Annotated in this window: 16 protein-coding genes and 1 pseudogene; 6 read left to right on the forward strand and 11 right to left on the reverse strand. The window is 67.9% G+C overall.

From position 1 onward, the window contains the following. Positions 1-6: 6 nt before the first annotated feature. Positions 7-735, reverse strand: a complete 729-nt coding sequence (locus ACTJJK_RS03640; protein ID WP_223620785.1) for a tRNA-dependent cyclodipeptide synthase — start codon at positions 733-735, stop codon at positions 7-9. A 431-nt stretch (positions 736-1,166) separates the two neighbouring features. On the opposite strand from ACTJJK_RS03640, the gene ACTJJK_RS03645 reads away from it, so the two are divergent. Both ACTJJK_RS03645 and ACTJJK_RS03650 read left to right on the forward strand, forming a co-directional pair. Beyond that, on the forward strand, positions 1,167-1,493 hold the full coding sequence (locus ACTJJK_RS03645; RefSeq protein ID WP_440729499.1) for a DUF2834 domain-containing protein: 327 nt from the start codon (positions 1,167-1,169) through the stop codon (positions 1,491-1,493). Between the two features lie 73 nt (positions 1,494-1,566). Further along, complete coding sequence (locus ACTJJK_RS03650) at positions 1,567-1,800, forward strand: hypothetical protein (RefSeq protein ID WP_440729500.1); 234 nt, start codon at positions 1,567-1,569, stop codon at positions 1,798-1,800. A 95-nt stretch (positions 1,801-1,895) separates the two neighbouring features. Here the strand turns inward: ACTJJK_RS03650 and fabV are convergent, their stop codons facing one another. Continuing rightward, positions 1,896-3,101, reverse strand: a complete 1,206-nt coding sequence (gene fabV, locus ACTJJK_RS03655; protein WP_223620782.1) for an enoyl-ACP reductase FabV — start codon at positions 3,099-3,101, stop codon at positions 1,896-1,898. Between the two features lie 557 nt (positions 3,102-3,658). Here fabV and ACTJJK_RS03660 point away from each other — a divergent pair. Beyond that, positions 3,659-5,377: pseudogene (locus ACTJJK_RS03660) on the forward strand (ArnT family glycosyltransferase); the annotation flags it as partial. A 316-nt stretch (positions 5,378-5,693) separates the two neighbouring features. Further along, positions 5,694-6,686, forward strand: coding sequence for a glycoside hydrolase family 6 protein (locus ACTJJK_RS03665; RefSeq protein WP_440729501.1), 993 nt, complete (start codon positions 5,694-5,696; stop codon positions 6,684-6,686). Positions 6,687-7,000: 314 nt separating this feature from the next. Here the strand turns inward: ACTJJK_RS03665 and ACTJJK_RS03670 are convergent, their stop codons facing one another. Next, positions 7,001-7,984 (reverse strand): GlxA family transcriptional regulator, encoded by a 984-nt coding sequence (locus ACTJJK_RS03670; RefSeq protein WP_031370091.1) that lies wholly within the window; start codon positions 7,982-7,984, stop codon positions 7,001-7,003. A 120-nt stretch (positions 7,985-8,104) separates the two neighbouring features. Between ACTJJK_RS03670 and ACTJJK_RS03675 the strand changes: the two genes are divergently transcribed. Then, positions 8,105-8,956 carry a dienelactone hydrolase family protein gene (locus ACTJJK_RS03675; protein ID WP_031370090.1) on the forward strand — a complete coding sequence of 284 codons (852 nt, stop codon included), beginning with the start codon at positions 8,105-8,107 and terminating at the stop codon, positions 8,954-8,956. 91 nt (positions 8,957-9,047) lie between these two features. Here the strand turns inward: ACTJJK_RS03675 and ACTJJK_RS03680 are convergent, their stop codons facing one another. Beyond that, entirely contained in the window at positions 9,048-9,461 is a 414-nt protein-coding gene (locus tag ACTJJK_RS03680) for a DUF6006 family protein (protein ID WP_031370089.1), read from the reverse strand. 194 nt (positions 9,462-9,655) lie between these two features. Continuing rightward, a complete protein-coding gene (locus ACTJJK_RS03685; RefSeq protein ID WP_051884264.1) occupies positions 9,656-10,624 on the reverse strand; it encodes a LysR family transcriptional regulator in 969 nt (322 codons plus the stop codon). 158 nt (positions 10,625-10,782) lie between these two features. Here ACTJJK_RS03685 and pcaD point away from each other — a divergent pair, with 158 nt between their 5' ends. After that, complete coding sequence (pcaD, locus tag ACTJJK_RS03690; protein ID WP_440729502.1) at positions 10,783-11,580, forward strand: 3-oxoadipate enol-lactonase; 798 nt, start codon at positions 10,783-10,785, stop codon at positions 11,578-11,580. On the opposite strand, the gene ACTJJK_RS03695 is transcribed toward pcaD, so the two are convergent. The 6 genes from ACTJJK_RS03695 to ACTJJK_RS03720 form a co-directional block, all read right to left on the reverse strand. After that, the gene (locus ACTJJK_RS03695; protein ID WP_440729503.1) at positions 11,581-12,831 is read right to left on the reverse strand and encodes a YcaO-like family protein; all 1,251 of its coding nucleotides are present in this window, start codon (positions 12,829-12,831) and stop codon (positions 11,581-11,583) included. 83 nt (positions 12,832-12,914) lie between these two features. Next, positions 12,915-13,052, reverse strand: a complete 138-nt coding sequence (locus tag ACTJJK_RS03700; RefSeq protein ID WP_161786053.1) for a hypothetical protein — start codon at positions 13,050-13,052, stop codon at positions 12,915-12,917. A 217-nt stretch (positions 13,053-13,269) separates the two neighbouring features. Then, positions 13,270-13,407, reverse strand: coding sequence for a hypothetical protein (locus ACTJJK_RS03705; RefSeq protein WP_161786052.1), 138 nt, complete (start codon positions 13,405-13,407; stop codon positions 13,270-13,272). A 500-nt stretch (positions 13,408-13,907) separates the two neighbouring features. After that, positions 13,908-14,702 carry a MetQ/NlpA family ABC transporter substrate-binding protein gene (locus tag ACTJJK_RS03710; protein ID WP_031370085.1) on the reverse strand — a complete coding sequence of 265 codons (795 nt, stop codon included), beginning with the start codon at positions 14,700-14,702 and terminating at the stop codon, positions 13,908-13,910. Positions 14,703-14,741: 39 nt separating this feature from the next. Next, entirely contained in the window at positions 14,742-15,425 is a 684-nt protein-coding gene (locus tag ACTJJK_RS03715; RefSeq protein ID WP_031370084.1) for a methionine ABC transporter permease, read from the reverse strand. Then, a complete protein-coding gene (locus ACTJJK_RS03720; RefSeq protein WP_031370083.1) occupies positions 15,422-16,429 on the reverse strand; it encodes a methionine ABC transporter ATP-binding protein in 1,008 nt (335 codons plus the stop codon). The genes ACTJJK_RS03715 and ACTJJK_RS03720 overlap by 4 nt, the downstream gene beginning before the upstream one ends. Positions 16,430-16,494 lie beyond the last annotated feature (65 nt).

The raw sequence follows: 16,494 nt of genomic DNA on the forward strand, positions 1-16,494 counted from the left end.
CTGTCGCTATTCGAACGAGACGAATCCTTGACCATCGGCCCGGGCGAGCGCGGCGTCGCTGGGGATCGACAATGCGCGGACCAGGGAGATCGGCCGCGGGTAGGCGAAGACCGAGCTGCGCACGCCGTAGATCGCCGGGCTGTCGACGAAGAAGGGCAGCTCGGCGAGCGGGTAATGCACGGCCTGTGCGAGGCGCCTCTCGTCCGGCCGCTGGCCCATGGCGCCTTCGACCGCCGTGACTGCAGCGTTGCGACAGGCCTGGCGCACCGAGAAATCGTCGCGGTAGGTGCGCCGCACCTGCTGCCGCAAAGTCAGGTAAGCGCGGTTTTCGAGCAGCCGCGTCCAACTGTGGATGCGTTGCTGCGGATGCTCGACATCGTGGTCCTGCAAGCTGCGCAGACTGGTGTTGCGCAGGCGCAGCAATTCGCGCCTGAGCTTGCGCGTCGCCTCGATCGGAGCGAGGCCGGCGGCGGTGAGCGTATAAATCGCCTCATAGCCCGGCAGCAGCACATCGACCTTGCGGAAGTGCCGGCAACCCCAGGCGATCATGCGCTGGATCGCGATGGCGCTGAAATAGCCGTTGAACGGGCTCAATCCGATCACGACATGTTCGGCGCGTTCGAGGATATCGGCGCAGGCCTCCGTGTACGGCCGCGCGCGCAGACGGCCGGAGACGTCCTCCACGATAGGCAGGCGAGGGCGATCCGGCGTTTCGGCGACGATCGACAGCGACATGATCCTCACTCCTCCTTGAGCCGATCAGAACGATGCCATCGAAGCCGCAACCGGCGAAGGCGGCGCATCCGACATCGCGACCCATCCGCGATATCGGATGCGAACCTTGGCGGTACACCGCCGAGCCGGCATGCATCCGATACTCTGCGCGTCTACGGTGGCGAGTGGCGCTGCGGCAATGCAGGCCAACCCGGAAGCTCGGCCGGCACTCTACGCCGATAGGCGCTCGACGACGTTACCGCGGTCGCGTTTATGGGGATCGTCGGCACTGAAACAAAGGACTGCAAACGCCCGTCACTGTTCAGTGTGCTTTGTGTCGTCAGAGGACGCGGACGACTCGCAGTGAGCGTTCGTGAGTGTCGTACCGGACGCAGTGAAAGTCCGTGCGGCGTACTGTGGAAAACCGGTTCTCCGATGGGATCAGACAATCCATGAAACTCAGGCATCTGTATCTGTCGCTGTGCGTGCCCGGTCTGCTGCTGCCGTATGCGCAGTTGCTGCCGTGGTTGAACGAGCACGGTCCGGACCGGCCGCGCTTGGTTGCCGAACTGTTTTCCACGCGCATCGGCGCTTTCTTCGGTATCGACGTGCTGGTGTCGGCGCTGGTGCTGTTGGTGTTTATCGCAAGCGAAGGGCGTCGCTTGGCGGTGCGCCGTCCATGGGTGTCGGTCGTCGCGACCCTGCTCGTCGGCGTGTCGCTGGGGCTGCCGTTGTTTCTCTACCAGCGTCAGGCGAAACTCGATGCCGGCAGGCCCTGATCGTTCGACCCGGCCCGGCGCAGGAGGCGCAATGAGCCCGTATCCATTCGATGAGATTTGCCCGCGGTGTGGTTTGGCCACCGCGTTGGCGCCGAAGCTGCTGTTGATCGACCAGGCCTGGGTGGCCGCGCCGGGCAAGGACCCGCGGATGGCGTACGCGGTCGATCTTCGCGTCGACGACGTCCTTCCCTCGCAGGTGCGCGAGGCGCCGTTACAACAATTCGTCGAGGGGTACTACTGCCGGAGCTGCGGCACGGGCTTCGTATCCGAGCAGGCGCTCAAGGCCGAGCGCCGCCGTTATAAGTGACGCGGCCTGTGGGCCGGTCCGGGCTCCGCTCCTGTCGCAGGAGCGGAGGGGCGCCGGGAGCGGCGCCGGTGCAGCGTGATGCAACCCGCCGAGACTCAGAGCTCGATGCAGTCGAACTTCACGTCGGGGTCGACCTCGGCGTCGTAGTCGACGTCGCTGCGCTCGAAGCCGAACAGCTTGAGGAACTCGTGCTTGTAAGCGGCGTAGTCGGTGAGCTCGAACAGATTCTCGGTGGTCACCTGCGGCCACAGCGCCTTGCAGGTGTCCTGGACGTCGTCGCGCAGTTCCCAATCGTCCAGGCGCAGGCGGTGCTCGTCGTCGGTCTGCGGTGCCTGGCCGTCTTCACGGTAGAGGCGCTCGCGGAACAAGCGGCTGAGCTGGTCGACGGTGCCTTCGTGCAGGCCCTTTTCCTTCATCACCTTGAACACCAGCGAGATGTACAGCGGCATCACCGGGATGGCCGCGCTGGCCTGGGTCACCACCGACTTCAGCACCGCCACGTTGGCGCCGCCGCCGATCTTGCGCAGGCGCGCGTCCAGGCGCTGCGCGGTCAGGTCGAGGTCGACCTTGGCCTTGCCGAGCGCGCCGTGCCAGTAGATCGGCCAGGTGATCTCGGTGCCGATGTAGCTGAAGGCGACAGTGCGCGCGCCCGGCGCCAGCACGCCGGCGCGTTCGAGCGCGTCGATCCACAGCTCCCAGTCCTGTCCGCCCATCACCGTGACGGTGTCTTCGATCTCCTGCTCGGTGGCGGGCTCGACCGTGGCCTGGATGATGGTGTCCTTGTTGGTGTCGATCGCGGTCGAGACGTAAGGCTCGCCGATGGTCTTCAGCGCCGAGCGCTTGAGCTCGCCGGTGTCGGGCAGCTTGCGTACCGGCGAGGCCAGCGAATACACGATCAGGTCGATCTGCCCGCCCATCTCGTTCTTGATCAGCTCGATGGCGGTGTCGCGCGCTTCATTGGAGAAGGCGTCGCCGTTGATCGACTTGCTGTACAGGCCCTCGGCCTTGGCGAACTTGTCGAACGCGGCCGAGTTGTACCAGCCGGCGGTGCCGGCCTTCTTGTCGCTGCCGGGCTTCTCGAAAAACACGCCGAGGGTGTCGGCGCCGAAGCCGAACGCGGCGGTGATGCGCGCGGCCAGGCCGTAGCCGCTGGACGCGCCGATCACCAGCACCTTCTTCGGTCCGTCCTTGCGGACGCCGCGCGCGCGCGTGGCTTCGATCTGCTCGCGTACGTTGAGCTCGCAGCCGAGCGGGTGCGTGGTGGTGCAGATGAAACCGCGAACCTTGGGGTGGATGATCAACTGGTCTACCTCGTCATCGATGGGGCGTCCGCGGCAGCGCGATGCGCGCCGCGGGCTTGAGAGTCCTGCTGTCGCGGTCGAAGGCGAGCCGTGGCGCATCCGTCGCGAGCGGCCGTCCGGCCGCGGCCGGGCCTCGCAGCGGGGCACGGACGGGAACCGGGATGGCGCGATGCCGTCGACCGGCCATGGCGAAAAGTATGCCTCGAACGGGTGCGCTCGCCCAGCCGAGGCCGGCCCGGGGGTGTGGCCGCTGTTTCCGAACGGTGGCGTATTGCGCATCATGGGCGCCGCTGCGCACGACGTGCCTGCGGCGGTCCGGGCTCCGACATCTATCGGACATCGGGAATGTCAGCATTCGCCGATTGCGTCCCTTGCCGATGCAGGTGGGCCCATGCGAGCCGAGGTCTGCGCGCGGTCGTGTGCGAGCCGTCATGCCGAGGCTGCGATCGGCCTCGATACAATGCCGGCGCTTCGCCCTGCGGGCGTTCGCAGCACGCCGATCCGGCACCACCGTTCCTGCTGCCCTGCTTCAAGACCACGCCACTACCGATCACGCGATGACCACGATCCTGCACAGCGCCGCGCTACATCGAGTCGCCAGACGCAACCAGACCGTCCTGTTCTGGGTGCTGGCGGTGCTGGTGCTCGGCGTCGGCTTGGGCCTGCGCGATCCCTGGCCGGCCGACGAGCCGCGTTTCGCCCTGGTCGCCAAGCAGATGATCGAGAGCGGCGATTGGCTGTTCCCGCATCGCGGCCACGAGCTGTATTCCGACAAGCCGCCGTTGTTCATGTGGCTGCAGGCCGCCGCTTATCAGGTGTTCGGTGAGTGGCGCATCGCCTTCCTGTTGCCGTCGCTGCTGGCCTCGCTGGGCACGCTGTGGTGCGTGGTCGATCTCGGCCGCCGCCTGTGGACGCGTCGTGTCGGCCTGTACGCCGGCTATGCGTTGCTGTTCGCCCTGCAGTTCACCTGGCAGGCGAAGAAGGCCCAGATCGACCCGTTGGTGGTGTTCTGGATCACCCTGGCCAATTACGGTCTGCTGCGCCACGTCTTGCTGAGCGCGCGCAAGCGCGGCCCGGACTGGCCGATGTGGATGCTCGGCTGGGCCGCGGCGGGGCTGGGCACGATCAGCAAGGGCGTCGGTGCGATCGCCTTGCTGATGCTGATCCCGGCCGCCATCGCCTCGCTGCGCGGCTGGAACGTGAAGCTGCATGCCAAGAGCGCGAAGTTCTGGCTCGGGCCGCTCGCCTTCGTCGCCGCCACCGGCATCTGGCTGGTGCCGCTGGCGATCGCCGCGCTAGGGCCGGACGGCGGCCAGTACTCGGCCTATCTCAACGACATTCTGGTGCGCCAGACCGCCAAGCGTTACGGCGCGTCCTGGGATCACGGCCAACCGACCTGGTACTTCCTGGAAGTGATGGCGACCATGTGGTTGCCGACCATGCTCGCCTTGCCGTGGGCGCTGCCGGCCTGGCGCCGGCGTCTGCGCCGTCGCGATGCGCGCTATCTGTTGCCGCTGGCGTGGTGGTTGCTGGTCCTGCTGTTCTTCAGCATTCCCGGCGGTAAGCGCGATATGTACATCTTGCCGGCGCTGCCGATGGTCGCGTTGGCGCTGGCGCCGTTGCTGCCGGGCTTGCTGCGCAAGGCGTCGGCGCAGCGCGTCGCGCTCGGTTTCACCGCGGTATTGTCCATCGCACTGCTGCTCGGCGGCTTGGCGATGTGGTTCGGCGATCCCGGGTTCGAACGGCGCTTCGTCGCCGAGCGCTCGCTCGAGGACGTGTCCTCGGCGCTGGCCGCCAGCGTCGCCGCGGTCGGCGGTTGGGGCCTGGCCTGTCTGTTGTGGACCGGGCGACGCCGCGCCTTCGCCGGCATGGCGGCGATGCTGGCCGGCTTGTGGGTCGCGTTCGGCCTGGTCATGGCGCCGTTGCTCAACGATTCGTCGTCCGCGCGCGGCCTGATGGCCGAAGTGGGCAAGCGCATTGGCCCGAAGGCCGAACTGGGCCTGGTGGCCTGGCGCGAGCAGAACCTGTTGATGGCCGACCGGCCGGTCGCCGAGTTCGGCTTCAAGGCGATCTTCCCGGTGCAGATGCGGCGCGGACTGGAGTGGCAGCGGCAGTCGCCGCAGACGCGCTGGTTGTTGGTGCAGGACATCGCCCTGGCGGCCTGCATCGATACCACCCGCAGCCAACACTTGGGCCACGCGAACCGGCGCGGTTGGACTTTGGTGCCGGGCAGCGCGACGCACGGCTGCACCTGGTCGAGCGCCGAGCATGCGCTGAGCATGGATTGGGACGTCTGTCTGGCGCCTGTGGTCGCCGACGCCTGCAGCCTGCGTGGGCTCGTCGGGGCGTCGGGCACGAACTCCGGCCTCGGTCGCGAGCTCGGCCGCTGCGCGCGCGCCGCCGCCGTCGAAACGCTGTAGCGGCGCGCGGTCCGCAATAGCCGCAACGCGGCAAGCGTGCGCTGGGTGGCGGAACGAGCGCGAGGCGGCGGTTTTGCCAAGACGGATCCACGAAAGTGTGAGGCGTTTCGGAGCGCGCGGCGGGCTTCGAAGTCACCTTCTGTGCAGTTCCAGTCAGCACGCAGGAGGCTTCATGCATCGATATTCCATGGCCGGTGCGGCAGCGGTTCGTCCGCAGCGGCAGCGCCGTTTCATCGCGGGCGTCATCGCCCTGTGTTTCGCCGCATCGGCGCCGACCGCGGCGCCGGCGGCCAATCAGAGCAGCGGCTTCTATGTCGACCCGTACTCGAATCCGGCGATATGGGTGCGCGACCATGCCGGCGATGCGCGCGCGACTCGGATCGGCAGCGCGATCGCGACGCGGCCGATGGCGCGCTGGTTCGGCAACTGGAGCGGCAACATCAATACCGCGGTGGCGAGCTTCGTCGGTGCGGCGCAGACCGCAGACAAATTGCCGATCCTGGTCGCCTACAACATTCCCGGCCGCGATTGCGGCAGTCACTCCGGCGGCGGCGCCGGCAGTCCCGAGGCTTATCGCGCCTGGATCTCCGGCTTCGCCGCGGGCATCGGCAGCCGCCGCGCGGTGGTGGTGATCGAGCCCGACGCACTGGCCCAACTGGATTGCCTGCCCGCCGATCAGCGCAGCGTCCGCACCGGTCTGCTGCAGTACGCCGCGAACGAATTCAAGCTGCGCGCGCCGAATGCCTTGGTCTATCACGACGGCGGCAACGCCCGTTGGATCGGCGCCGACGAAATGGCGCGGCGTCTGAACTCGGCCGGCGTCAAAGGCATTCGCGGCTTCGCCCTGAACGTGTCGAACTACTACACCACCGCCGATTCCAATGCTTACGGCGCCGCCGTCGCCGGCGCCTTGCAGCGGCAGTTCGGCTACCCCAAGCCGTTCATAGTCGACACCAGCCGCAACGGCAACGGCTCCAACGGCGAGTGGTGCAACCCGCCCGGCCGCAAGCTCGGCACGGTCTCGCAAAACAGCGGCAGCGGCGCGGAAATGCTGTTATGGATCAAAGTGCCGGGCGATTCCGACGGCAACTGCGGCATTGGGCCGGGGATCCCGGCCGGGCAGTTCTCGCCCGACATCGCGATACGGTTGATCGAGGGGCGCTGAGGGCGCTGCGCTTTAAGGGGTAGGAGCGGCGTCCTTCTGGATTTTCTTCGGTCACAAGCCGCGACCGCGAAGCACCGGTCTGCATCGCGACGATCCGGAGATTCGTCGCTCGCGAGGGCTGGTCGGCTTCGCGCAGGTTGCGCCGGGCTCCGGTACTTCGTAGTCGCGGCTCACGCCGCCCTTACAGTGGGAGCGGAGCGAGTCGAGCGACATCGGCAGCCGTTTTTGTAGGAGCGGCGTGAGCCGCGACTGGCGCCGCATGCAGAAGCTTCGCAGCCGCGGCTTGTGAGCGAAGGAAATCCAGGGCGCCGCTGCTACCCCAAGGGGTGGTGGCTCGGGCGGAACCGGCTCGGCGTGGCGCCGGTGGCCTTGCGCATCAGCCGCCGCAACGCCGTCGCATCCTCGTAGCCGACCTGCGCCGCGACCTGTTCGATGCTCATGCGGCTGGTCTCGATCAAGCGCCTCGCGCGGTTCAAGCGCACGCTTTGGATCAGGGCCAGCGCGGTCCGGCCGGTGGCGGCGCGCACGTGCCGGGCCAGGGTTCTCGGCGACATCGCGAACTCCGAGGCGAGTTCGCTCAGGCTTGGCGGATGCGGCAGCGAGGACTCGATGCGCCGGGTCAGCCGCGCCACCAGTTCGTTGCCGCCGGCGAGCATCGACGGGATCACGAACGGCGCCTGCGCCTGGCGGCCGTCGAGCAGCAGGATCTTGGCGACGACGTCGGCCAGCGCGCTGCCGAAACGCAGGCGCAGCAACTGCAGCATCAGGTCCGACTGGGCGAACGCCGCGCCGGCGGTGCTGACCGGGCCGTCGCTGCAGACCATGCGGTCGGCGTCGACCTTGCAGTCCGGGGCGATGCGTTGCAGGTCCGCGGCCAACCACCACGAAGTCGTAGCCCGGCGCCCCTGCAGCAGGCCGGCGGCCTGCAGCAGGAACACCGCCGAGCACGAGGCGGCGACACTGCCGCCGCGCGCGGCATGGCGGCGCAGCCCTGCGATTGCATATTGCGCATCGGCCTGGGCCAGGCGAGCGATGAGTTGCGCAGGCTGGTCCACGCCCAGGCCCGGTACCACCCAGGTCGAGGCGTCGTTGCGCGAGCGCCTGGGCAAGGCTCGAGTGTCGATGCGCAGGCCGTTGCCGAGCGTCACGCTGCCGCCGTCGGGCGATAGCACCCGCCAATTCGGTCGCGGCGTTTGCAGTCGCGGTGCGAGCACGGCCGCGGCGCCGAGCAGGTCGAGGGTGACGGCGACGCTGCTGGCGTAGGCGCCGGGTAGGATCAGGACGGTGAAATCGTGCATGGCCGGAAACGCCCGAAACATGTCCAAGCGGACACTCGAAGTCTAGCGCGTGGCGGGTTGCAATGCGGTCGAGCCGATGCCGCGCCGCGTAGGCAGCGCCCGACCAGAGGACACCCACGAATGCCGTCTGCCCCGATCAACCGCACCGATCTCGGCCAGTCCGATCCGCTCGACGACTTCGAGCCGCGCACGATTACCCTCGACGGCGTCGGCAAGCGCGTGCACGTCGCCGGCATCGGGCCGGCGGTCATCGTCATGACCGAGATGCCGGGCATCAGCCCGCAGGTGGCGCGCTTCGCCCGCTGGGTCCGGGACGCGGGGTTCACCGTCTACATGCCTTCGCTGTTCGGCCGAGATGGCGCCGTGCCCGGTGTCGAGGAGAGCAAGGCGATCTTCCAGCGCGCTTGCGTCAGCGCCGAGTTTCGCGCCTTCGCCGGCCAGGGTTCGAGCCCGGTCACGCAATGGCTGCGCGCGCTGGCGCGCTTCGCGCACGGCGAATGCGGCGGCCCCGGCGTCGGCGCGATCGGCATGTGCTTCACCGGCAACTTCGCCCTGACCATGATGCTCGAACCTTCGATGTTGGCGCCGGTGTTGGCGCAGCCTTCGCTGCCGCTGGACGACCCGGCCGGGCTGGAGATCGCGCCCGAGCAACTCGCCGCGGTGCGGCAACGCCTGGAACGCGAGAACCTGACGGTCATGGCCTATCGCTTCGACGGCGACCGTTTCTGCAAGGCGCAGCGCTTCGCTGCTTACGCCGAGGCGCTCGGCGAGCGTTTCGTCGCGCGGGTGCTGCCCGACAGTGCGGCCAATCGCGAGGGCCTGGCGCCGTTCTTCGAGCACGTGGTCGCCAGCCCGCACAGCGTGGTGACGGCGCATCTGATCGACGAAGCCGGTCAGCCGACCATCGCCGCGCGCGACGAGATCCTGGCGTTCTTCGCCCGGCGTCTTGCCAGGACAGAGTCGCGCGATTGAATCGATGCCGGTAACCGCCGCCTGCCGGAACCCCGATGCAGGCGGCCGCCGAATCGCGCGGCGTGCGCGATGGCTCAGCGAACGAGCGGCCTCAGCGCCAGCACACCAGCGGATAGCGCTGGCCGTTCCAGGTCGTCCAACCCTTGGACCGATTGTCCGTCGGCGTGGGCAGGTACCAGCGGTTGCCGTCGGCATGGTTGAAGTACAGGCCGCCGTTTTTGCCGCGGCGCGCATTGTTCAGCGCCACCCAGGCCGAGCCGTTGTCGGAGAACCTACCCTTCCAGCGGGCGCCGAAGGTGTGAGTGCAGACCTCGTCGTCGTCGCAGGTCGTTTGACTGTCATTGACGGCGCTCCATTTCATCTTGGCAGGGCGGCCATCGATGGTGCAGTTCCAGTTGCCGTCCCACCAGCCGGAGACTTGGCTGGCGGCGACCGGGCTGCAGCCCTCGGCCGCAGCGGCGATGGCGAGGGCGATCCAAAGTGCGGTGTTCAACGCGGTGTTCATGGTCGGCTACTCCTGTGGCCTTGAGTCCAGTTACGACCAAGCCAACGACAGGTGTCGGCCGGACAGGCCAACAGGGAGCGCGTCAGAAATGCAACGCAGACATGAATCGGCGGGCGCTGCAGTGGCTTGGCGCAGGCGTATGGACGTATCGACGCGCGGCTTGCGTTATACGGCCGCGGCGGCAGCGGGTCGCGTCATCCGCGCTTGTTCGGTGAGCTGGCAGGCTTCGCCTTTGTCCTCGCCGTGGGCATGGCCGCTTGGATGGAGTCGCGGAATCGCGGTGCCTGTTCGCCAAGATAGCTCCACAATCGGTTCGCGACCGGGCCGTGCGCGCGGTCGCTGCGCCGCGCCGCCACCAGGTCCTCGACGCTGCCGGGCAGGTAGCGGCCAGCGATCGAATGCAGCCGCCCCTCGCGCAATTCCTGTTCGATCAGGAACCGCGGCATGTGGCCCCAGCCCATGCCCTGCAGGATGATGTCCTTCTTCATGAGCTGATCGGCGACGGTGCATTGATGCGCGCCTTCGATCATGAAGTAGTCGCGTGGCGGCGAGTGACGCGCGCTGTCGCGCATGACGCATTGGGTAAAGTCGCGCATCCGTTCGGGCTTGATCGCGCGCGAGATCGGGAACGGCAGGAAACCCGCGGCGACCACCGGCACGAACGGCACCGGGCACAGATCCATCCACTCGATGCGCGGATCGCGCTTGTCGACGCGATGCAGGATCAAGTCGGCGTCGCCGTCGAACAAACGCTCGGTAGGCCCGCTGACCGCCTCGAAATGCAGATGCAGGCGGGTGCCCGGGCGGGCGGCGAAGAAGCGGCTCAACAGGGCCAGCATCTGCGGCCGCGGGCAGAGGTCGCCGATCACCACGCGCAGTTCGCTTTCCTCGCCCATGGCCAGTTGCGCGGCATGAGTACGCAATTCCTCCATCTCGCGCAGCAAGGCCTGGGCGCGGCGATGGAAGGACTGGCCGGCGTCGGTCGGGCGCACCCGGTAGCCGCTGCGGTCGAGCAGGTCGAAACCGAGCTGGCGCTCCAGCTTGGCGACCGCGGCGAACACCGCCGGATGCGAGCGATGCAAGGTCGCGGCCGCGGCCTGGAAGCCGCCGGCGCGGACTACGGCGTCGAAGCATTGCAGGTCGTGCAGGGTGAAGGCGCTCATGTCGGATATGACTACAAAGAATGTACGAGCTTTGTAATATCCGCCGGGATCGGCCGCAACTAGGATTTGCTCCGCGGCGTCTGCCGTTGCAGGAGCGACACCGGGCTGAACGACTGCCCGCGAAGCTCACAAGCGGCCTATCCGAACGGAGCATCGCCATGAACGACCTGTCTTACCTCAACGCCAGCGACGGCGTGCGCATCGCCTACCGCCTCGACGGCGCGGCCGAGCGCCCGGTGCTCGTGCTGTCCAACTCGATCGGCACCGATCTGCATATGTGGGATGCGCAAGTGCCGGAACTCGCGCGGCATTTCCGCGTGCTGCGTTATGACACACGCGGCCACGGCGCGTCCGGCGTGCCCGCGGGCGAGTACTCGCTCGAACGCCTGGGCCGCGACGTGATCGACCTGCTCGACGCCCTGCGCATAGAACGCGCGCATTTTCTCGGCCTGTCGCTCGGCGGCATGATCGGGCAGTGGCTCGGCGTGCATGCCGGCGAGCGCATCGACCGTTTGATTCTGAGCAATACCTCGGCCTATCTGGGGCCGGCCGGGCAATGGGCGGAGCGGATCGCCGCAGTGCTGGGCGTCGAGGACATGGCCGACACCGCCGAGATGTTTCTCGGCAACTGGTTCCCGGCGGCGCTGCGCGAGGCGAACGGGCCGGCGATCCAGGCCTTCCGCGGCATGTTGCTCGCCACCGATCCGCGCGGCCTGGCCGGCAATTACGCGGCGGTGCGCGATCTGGATATGCGCCCGACGCTCGAGCGGGTGGCGCGCCCGACCCTGGTGATCGCCGGCCGCTACGACACGGTGACCCTGGCCAGCCACGGCGAGGCCATCGCCGCGAGCGTGCCCGGCGCGAGCCTGCTGGTGCTGCCGGCGGTGCATCTGTCGAACGTCGAATGCCCGGCCGAGTTCATGAGCGCGGTGCTCGGTTTCCTGCTCCAGCGCTGACTAGTCGGTGCGCTCCAGCGCCGGCACCTGCAGCTTGCCGGCCAGCAGATCCATGCCGCGTTTGCCGGGGGCCATGGCGATGCCCGAGGCGACCAGCAGGAAGCGTTCGAGCTCGAAGGACACCCAACTGACCACGCAGAAGTCATCGCCCTGGCGATGGTTGATCGCGTGGTAGAGGTGGATACCCTTGTGCTGCAGCAGGGTCACCATCTCGCGCAGCAGCGCCTTGGGCGTCTGGACCTCGCGCGTCGGATGCGACCATTCGACCGTTTCGAGCCGCTCGGCCGATACCTGGAAGTAAGCGCAGTCCCTGAGCTTCGGGTACTCGGCCAGCGCCTCCAGGGCGAGGCGGCTGTACTCGTGCATGCTCGGCAACTGCTCGCGGATGCCGACGCATTGCACCAGTTCGGTCAATGCGCGGATGGCAGCATGGGCGGCGTACAAGGACGCACCGAAGCCGCTCGGGTACACCACTTCGTCGTCGAGAATCCGGTCGGTGGTGGCGATGAAGGCGGGGAAACCGAGGTCGCTGGTCACCTCGATCAGGACGATGCCGCGCCCGAGCTGAGCGCTGGCGGCCTGGTGGATCGCGGCGACCTGCGGCGGCAGCGACCGCGGATCGATCACGCTGCCGAGGCTGGCCGGCTCGCCGAGGTAGTGCGCGACCAGGAACAAGGACCAGGAATCGCGCTCGACCAATTCGCCGATCGCGTGCACCGCGGCTTCTTCGACGCTGGCGCCGATCGCGATGCCGCTGTTGGAGCCATAGCGGATGACGCTGGAGTAGTCGAAGTCGTCCTCGGCCGGAAGTTGGTCCAGGTAGTTCGGAAACGTCAGAAACAAGGGAACCGGCACGTCGGCGGCGTCGCCGAAGAAGGGGCGATAGGTTCGGCACGCCAGACGCTGCTGCGGGTTCTGCGCGAACGCCGACAGGAACGGCAGCCCGGCATAGCGCGGGTCGCGGAACAGATCGATCGAGCGTACGAAATCGATGCGTTCTCCGGCAGGCGGTGCGTTGGTGTACAGATGCTCGACCGCTTCGTAGATGGCGCCGACCCGGGCCGCCTCGCCGTCGCCCTTGCCGAAGCCGCTGGCGATGACCTCGTCGTCGCCGTCGTGCAGGGTGCAGACGGTGGACTGCAAGCGCTCGCCGTGCGTCTGGGTGCGTATACGCCAGCCCTGCTCGCTTACGAATCTGCGGATGACGCGTTCGGCGTCGGCCAGCGATCGCTCTCGCTCCAGCGGAATCATGCAGTCGCTCCTTGCGGGGGGCCGGAACGAAGCGGCACGAACCTGGGTTCGTGCCGCCCGTTCGCTCGGGATGGAAGCCGGGCTTACTTCGCCAGCTTGTCCAGGATGGCTTTCTCTTCCGGCGTCGGCGCCGGTTTGACGTCCTGGTTCTGCTCGATCTTGTTGGCGAGGAGCAGGTGCGGGACGGACTTGACGATGGTCGTGCCGATGAGCTTCTTCATACGGTCCCTTTGAGGTGGTGTCGTTGCAGGTTGGTGCGACGCGCCGAGTCGTTCGACGATGGCGGTCCCCGCGAATCCGCCCGCTTGCGGGCCGGCGATACGCAAGGTCCTAGGCAAGGTCCAGGGTCGGCGCCGAATCGCTTATGGCGGTTGATGGCTCGTCGCGGCTCGCGGCAGGCCGCCGGCGCACCGGAGTCGGCCGCGCGATGCGGCCCGGTTACTTCGCCAGCTTCTCCAGGAGTTCTTTCTCCTGCGGCGTCAGCACCGGCGTGATGCCCTGGGCCGTGATCGCCTTGGTGGCATCGATCAAGACCGGACGCGACTTGATGATGAATATCTCGATCGTCTTCTTCATAACAATCCCTCGTTGTGATGTGACTTGCGGAAGTTCCATGCAGCAAGCCGGGGCGCTCGACGCTAGCGACCGAGCCCGGCGGCCCGCGCGCCAGCTATACGGGGCGGCTGGGAGCACGGTCAATCTCGGTTCGGGCGCCGATCTCATCGGTTGTGAAACTTCGGACCCAGTTTCGGAAACGCCTGGGCCAAGGCCGGCGCTGTACCGGCCGAGGGCCGGATGTCGGGATGGCTGAATGGGCGGGCCGGAGACGAAGGCGGCCGGCCCGGATCGGCGACTCCGGGCATTGCTTGCCCGTTCGCGATCGGGCGCGAATTCGCCGCGCATCTTGCGCTTGCGTCGATGAGTCTTCTATCCGCACGCATCGCGGGGCCGATGCCATGGCTTAGCAGGTCGATGCGTGACGCTGTCGCTCCGGCTGCATTGCGCAGCCGTTGGCGGACCCGAGTGGGTTGGAGTCGCCTCGCGTGCCGGCGACACGCGAGGCGAGTCGGGCGTGCTCAGAACGCCGGCAACACCGCGCCACGGTACTTCTTCTCGATGAAGCTCTTGACCTCGGGGCCGGTCAGCGCCGCAGCGAGCTTCTTGACCCGCGGGTCGTCGCGATTGTCCGGACGGCCGACCAGGAAGTTGACGTAGGGCGAGTCGCGGCCTTCGATGGCCAGCGCGTCCTTGGTCGGGTCGAGGCCGGCGTCGAGCGCGTAGTTGGTGTTGATCAACGCCAGGTCGACCTGGTCGAGGATGCGCGGCAGCATCGCCGCATCGAGTTCGCGGAACTTGAGCTGCTTGGGGTTGGCGGTGATGTCGCGCAGGGTCGCCAGCGCATCGTTCGGGTCGCGCAGCTGGATTACCCCGGACTTGTGCAGCAGGATCAGGGCGCGGCTGTTGTTGCTCGGGTCGTTGGGGATGACCACGTCGGCGCCCTGCGGCAGCGCGTCGAGCGACTTGAACTTGCGCGAGTAGGCGCCGAAGGGCTCGATGTGCACGCCGACGATGGTGGTCAGCTTCGTGCCGCGGCTGCGGTTGTAGGAATCGAGATAGGGCTCGGTCTCGAAATAGCTGACGTCGAGCAGCTTCTGCGCCACCTGGTCGTTGGGCTGCACGTAGTCGTTGAACACGCGCACCTCGAGTTCGACGCCCTGCTTGGCCAACAGTGGCTTCACCACTTCGAGGATTTCCGCGTGCGGCACCGCGGTGGCGGCGACGGTGAGCTTTTGCGACGCCGGGTCGTTGCCGCCGCCGCAACCGCTCAGGCCTGCGGCGGTCAGGGCCAGGATGGCCATCAGCTTTTTCATCTTGCGTCCTCGATCGATTCGATAGCTTGGAGCGGCCGCTCAGCGTCGGCTGAAGCGCGCCACGAGTTTGTCGCCGAGCGTCTGCAGCGCCTGCACCAGCAGCAGCAACAGCAGCACCGTCACCACCGCCACGTCGGTATGCGAGCGCAGATAGCCGTCGCGGTAGGCGAGGTCGCCGAGGCCGCCGGAACCGATCGCGCCGCCCATGGCGGTATAGCCGATCAGGGCGACGGTGGTCACCGTGGCGCCGGCGATGAGCCCGGGCAGCGCTTCGGGCAGCAGCGCGCGCAACACGATCTGCCGCGTCGTTGCGCCCATCGCCTGGCAGGCCTCGATGATGCCGCGGTCGACTTCGCGCAGCGAGGTTTCCACCAATCGCGCGTAGAACGGCGCCGCGCCGACCACCAGCGGCAGGATCGCGCCGCGCACGCCGAGCGAGGTGCCCATCGCCGCGAGGGTCAGCGGAATCATCACGATCATCAGGATGATGAAAGGCACCGAGCGCAGGATGTTGATGACCAGCGACAGCACGCCGTACAGGCGCGGCTGCGCGCGCAGCTGGCGCGGGCCGGTCAGGAACAGGGCGATGCCGAGCGGCAGGCCGATCAGCAGGGTCAGCGGCAGGGCGCCGGCGAGCATCAGCAAGGTGTCGAGCGTGGCCTGGCCGATCTCGGCCCACTTGCCGGCGTCGAGGTGTTGCAACCAACCGGGGTTCGGGCTCATCGCGCGATCTCCTCGACGTGCACACCGGCCGCGCCGAGCGCGGCGATGGCGGCATGGCTGTCGCCGCCGACCAGGGCGATGGTGAGCTGGCCGTACGGCGTGTCCTTGATGCGGTCGATGCGGCCGGCGAGGATGTTGTAGTCGACCCCGGTCTCGCGCGCGACCCGGCCGAGCAGGGGTTCGTAGGTGTGCTCGCCGATGAAGGTCAGGCGCAGCAAACGCCCGGACACGGCGGCGAAATCGCGATGCAGGCCGCCTTCGTCGACATGCTCGGCCTCGGAGACGAAGCGGCGCGTGGTCGGATGGCGCGGGTGCAGGAATACGTCGGCGACCGGGCCGCTTTCGACCAGACGGCCGGCGTCGAGCACGGCGACGCGGTCGCAGACGCGGCGGATCACTTCCATCTCGTGGGTGATCAGGACGATGGTCAGGCCGAGTTCGCGGTTGATCTCGGCCAGCAACGCCAGCACCGAGGCGGTGGTTTGCGGGTCGAGCGCGCTGGTGGCTTCGTCGCAGAGCAGGATGCGCGGGCGGCAGGCGAGGGCGCGGGCGATGCCGACGCGCTGTTTCTGCCCGCCCGACAGCTGCGCCGGGTACTTGTCGGCGTGCGCGCTCAGGCCGACGCGGGCGAGCAACTCGGCGACGCGGGCGGCGATCTCGGCGCGCGGGGTGCCGGCCAGTTCCAACGGAAAGGCGACGTTGGCCGCTACCGTGCGCGAGGACAGCAGGTTGAAGTGCTGGAAGATCATGCCGATGCGTTGGCGCAGGGCACGCAGGCCGGCGCCGTCGAGCGCGCTGGCGTCTTCGCCGTCGACCAGCACGCGGCCGCCGCTGGGGCGCTCGAGGCCGTTGATCAGCCGGATCAGGGTCGATTTGCCGGCGCCGGAGTGGCCGATGATGCCGAACACCTCGCCTTCGACGATGTCGAGATCGAGCGGCAGCAAGGCCGGCACCTCGTGACCGCCGACGCGGAACGATTTATGGACCTGCTGGAATTGGATCATGGACCGTCGTGGGCGTGGCTGTGCGGGAGAGGCGAGGCCGTGCGGCGCGGCACGGCGCCACTCCG

The organism is Lysobacter sp. 22409 (genome assembly GCF_052045105.1).
Lineage (GTDB): Bacteria > Pseudomonadota > Gammaproteobacteria > Xanthomonadales > Xanthomonadaceae > Lysobacter > Lysobacter antibioticus_B.

What these genes read in the sequence shown, in the direction of transcription:
- ACTJJK_RS03640 (WP_223620785.1), bottom strand. Translation starts at nt 735, where the DNA reads ATGTCGCTGTCGATCGTCGCCGAAACGCCGGATCGCCCTCGCCTGCCT.
- ACTJJK_RS03645 (WP_440729499.1), top strand. Translation starts at nt 1,167, where the DNA reads ATGAAACTCAGGCATCTGTATCTGTCGCTGTGCGTGCCCGGTCTGCTG.
- ACTJJK_RS03665 (WP_440729501.1), top strand. Translation starts at nt 5,694, where the DNA reads ATGCATCGATATTCCATGGCCGGTGCGGCAGCGGTTCGTCCGCAGCGG.
- ACTJJK_RS03670 (WP_031370091.1), bottom strand. Translation starts at nt 7,984, where the DNA reads ATGCACGATTTCACCGTCCTGATCCTACCCGGCGCCTACGCCAGCAGC.
- ACTJJK_RS03675 (WP_031370090.1), top strand. Translation starts at nt 8,105, where the DNA reads ATGCCGTCTGCCCCGATCAACCGCACCGATCTCGGCCAGTCCGATCCG.
- ACTJJK_RS03680 (WP_031370089.1), bottom strand. Translation starts at nt 9,461, where the DNA reads ATGAACACCGCGTTGAACACCGCACTTTGGATCGCCCTCGCCATCGCC.
- ACTJJK_RS03685 (WP_051884264.1), bottom strand. Translation starts at nt 10,624, where the DNA reads ATGAGCGCCTTCACCCTGCACGACCTGCAATGCTTCGACGCCGTAGTC.
- pcaD (WP_440729502.1), top strand. Translation starts at nt 10,783, where the DNA reads ATGAACGACCTGTCTTACCTCAACGCCAGCGACGGCGTGCGCATCGCC.
- ACTJJK_RS03695 (WP_440729503.1), bottom strand. Translation starts at nt 12,831, where the DNA reads ATGATTCCGCTGGAGCGAGAGCGATCGCTGGCCGACGCCGAACGCGTC.
- ACTJJK_RS03700 (WP_161786053.1), bottom strand. Translation starts at nt 13,052, where the DNA reads ATGAAGAAGCTCATCGGCACGACCATCGTCAAGTCCGTCCCGCACCTG.
- ACTJJK_RS03705 (WP_161786052.1), bottom strand. Translation starts at nt 13,407, where the DNA reads ATGAAGAAGACGATCGAGATATTCATCATCAAGTCGCGTCCGGTCTTG.
- ACTJJK_RS03710 (WP_031370085.1), bottom strand. Translation starts at nt 14,702, where the DNA reads ATGAAAAAGCTGATGGCCATCCTGGCCCTGACCGCCGCAGGCCTGAGC.
- ACTJJK_RS03715 (WP_031370084.1), bottom strand. Translation starts at nt 15,425, where the DNA reads ATGAGCCCGAACCCCGGTTGGTTGCAACACCTCGACGCCGGCAAGTGG.
- ACTJJK_RS03720 (WP_031370083.1), bottom strand. Translation starts at nt 16,429, where the DNA reads ATGATCCAATTCCAGCAGGTCCATAAATCGTTCCGCGTCGGCGGTCAC.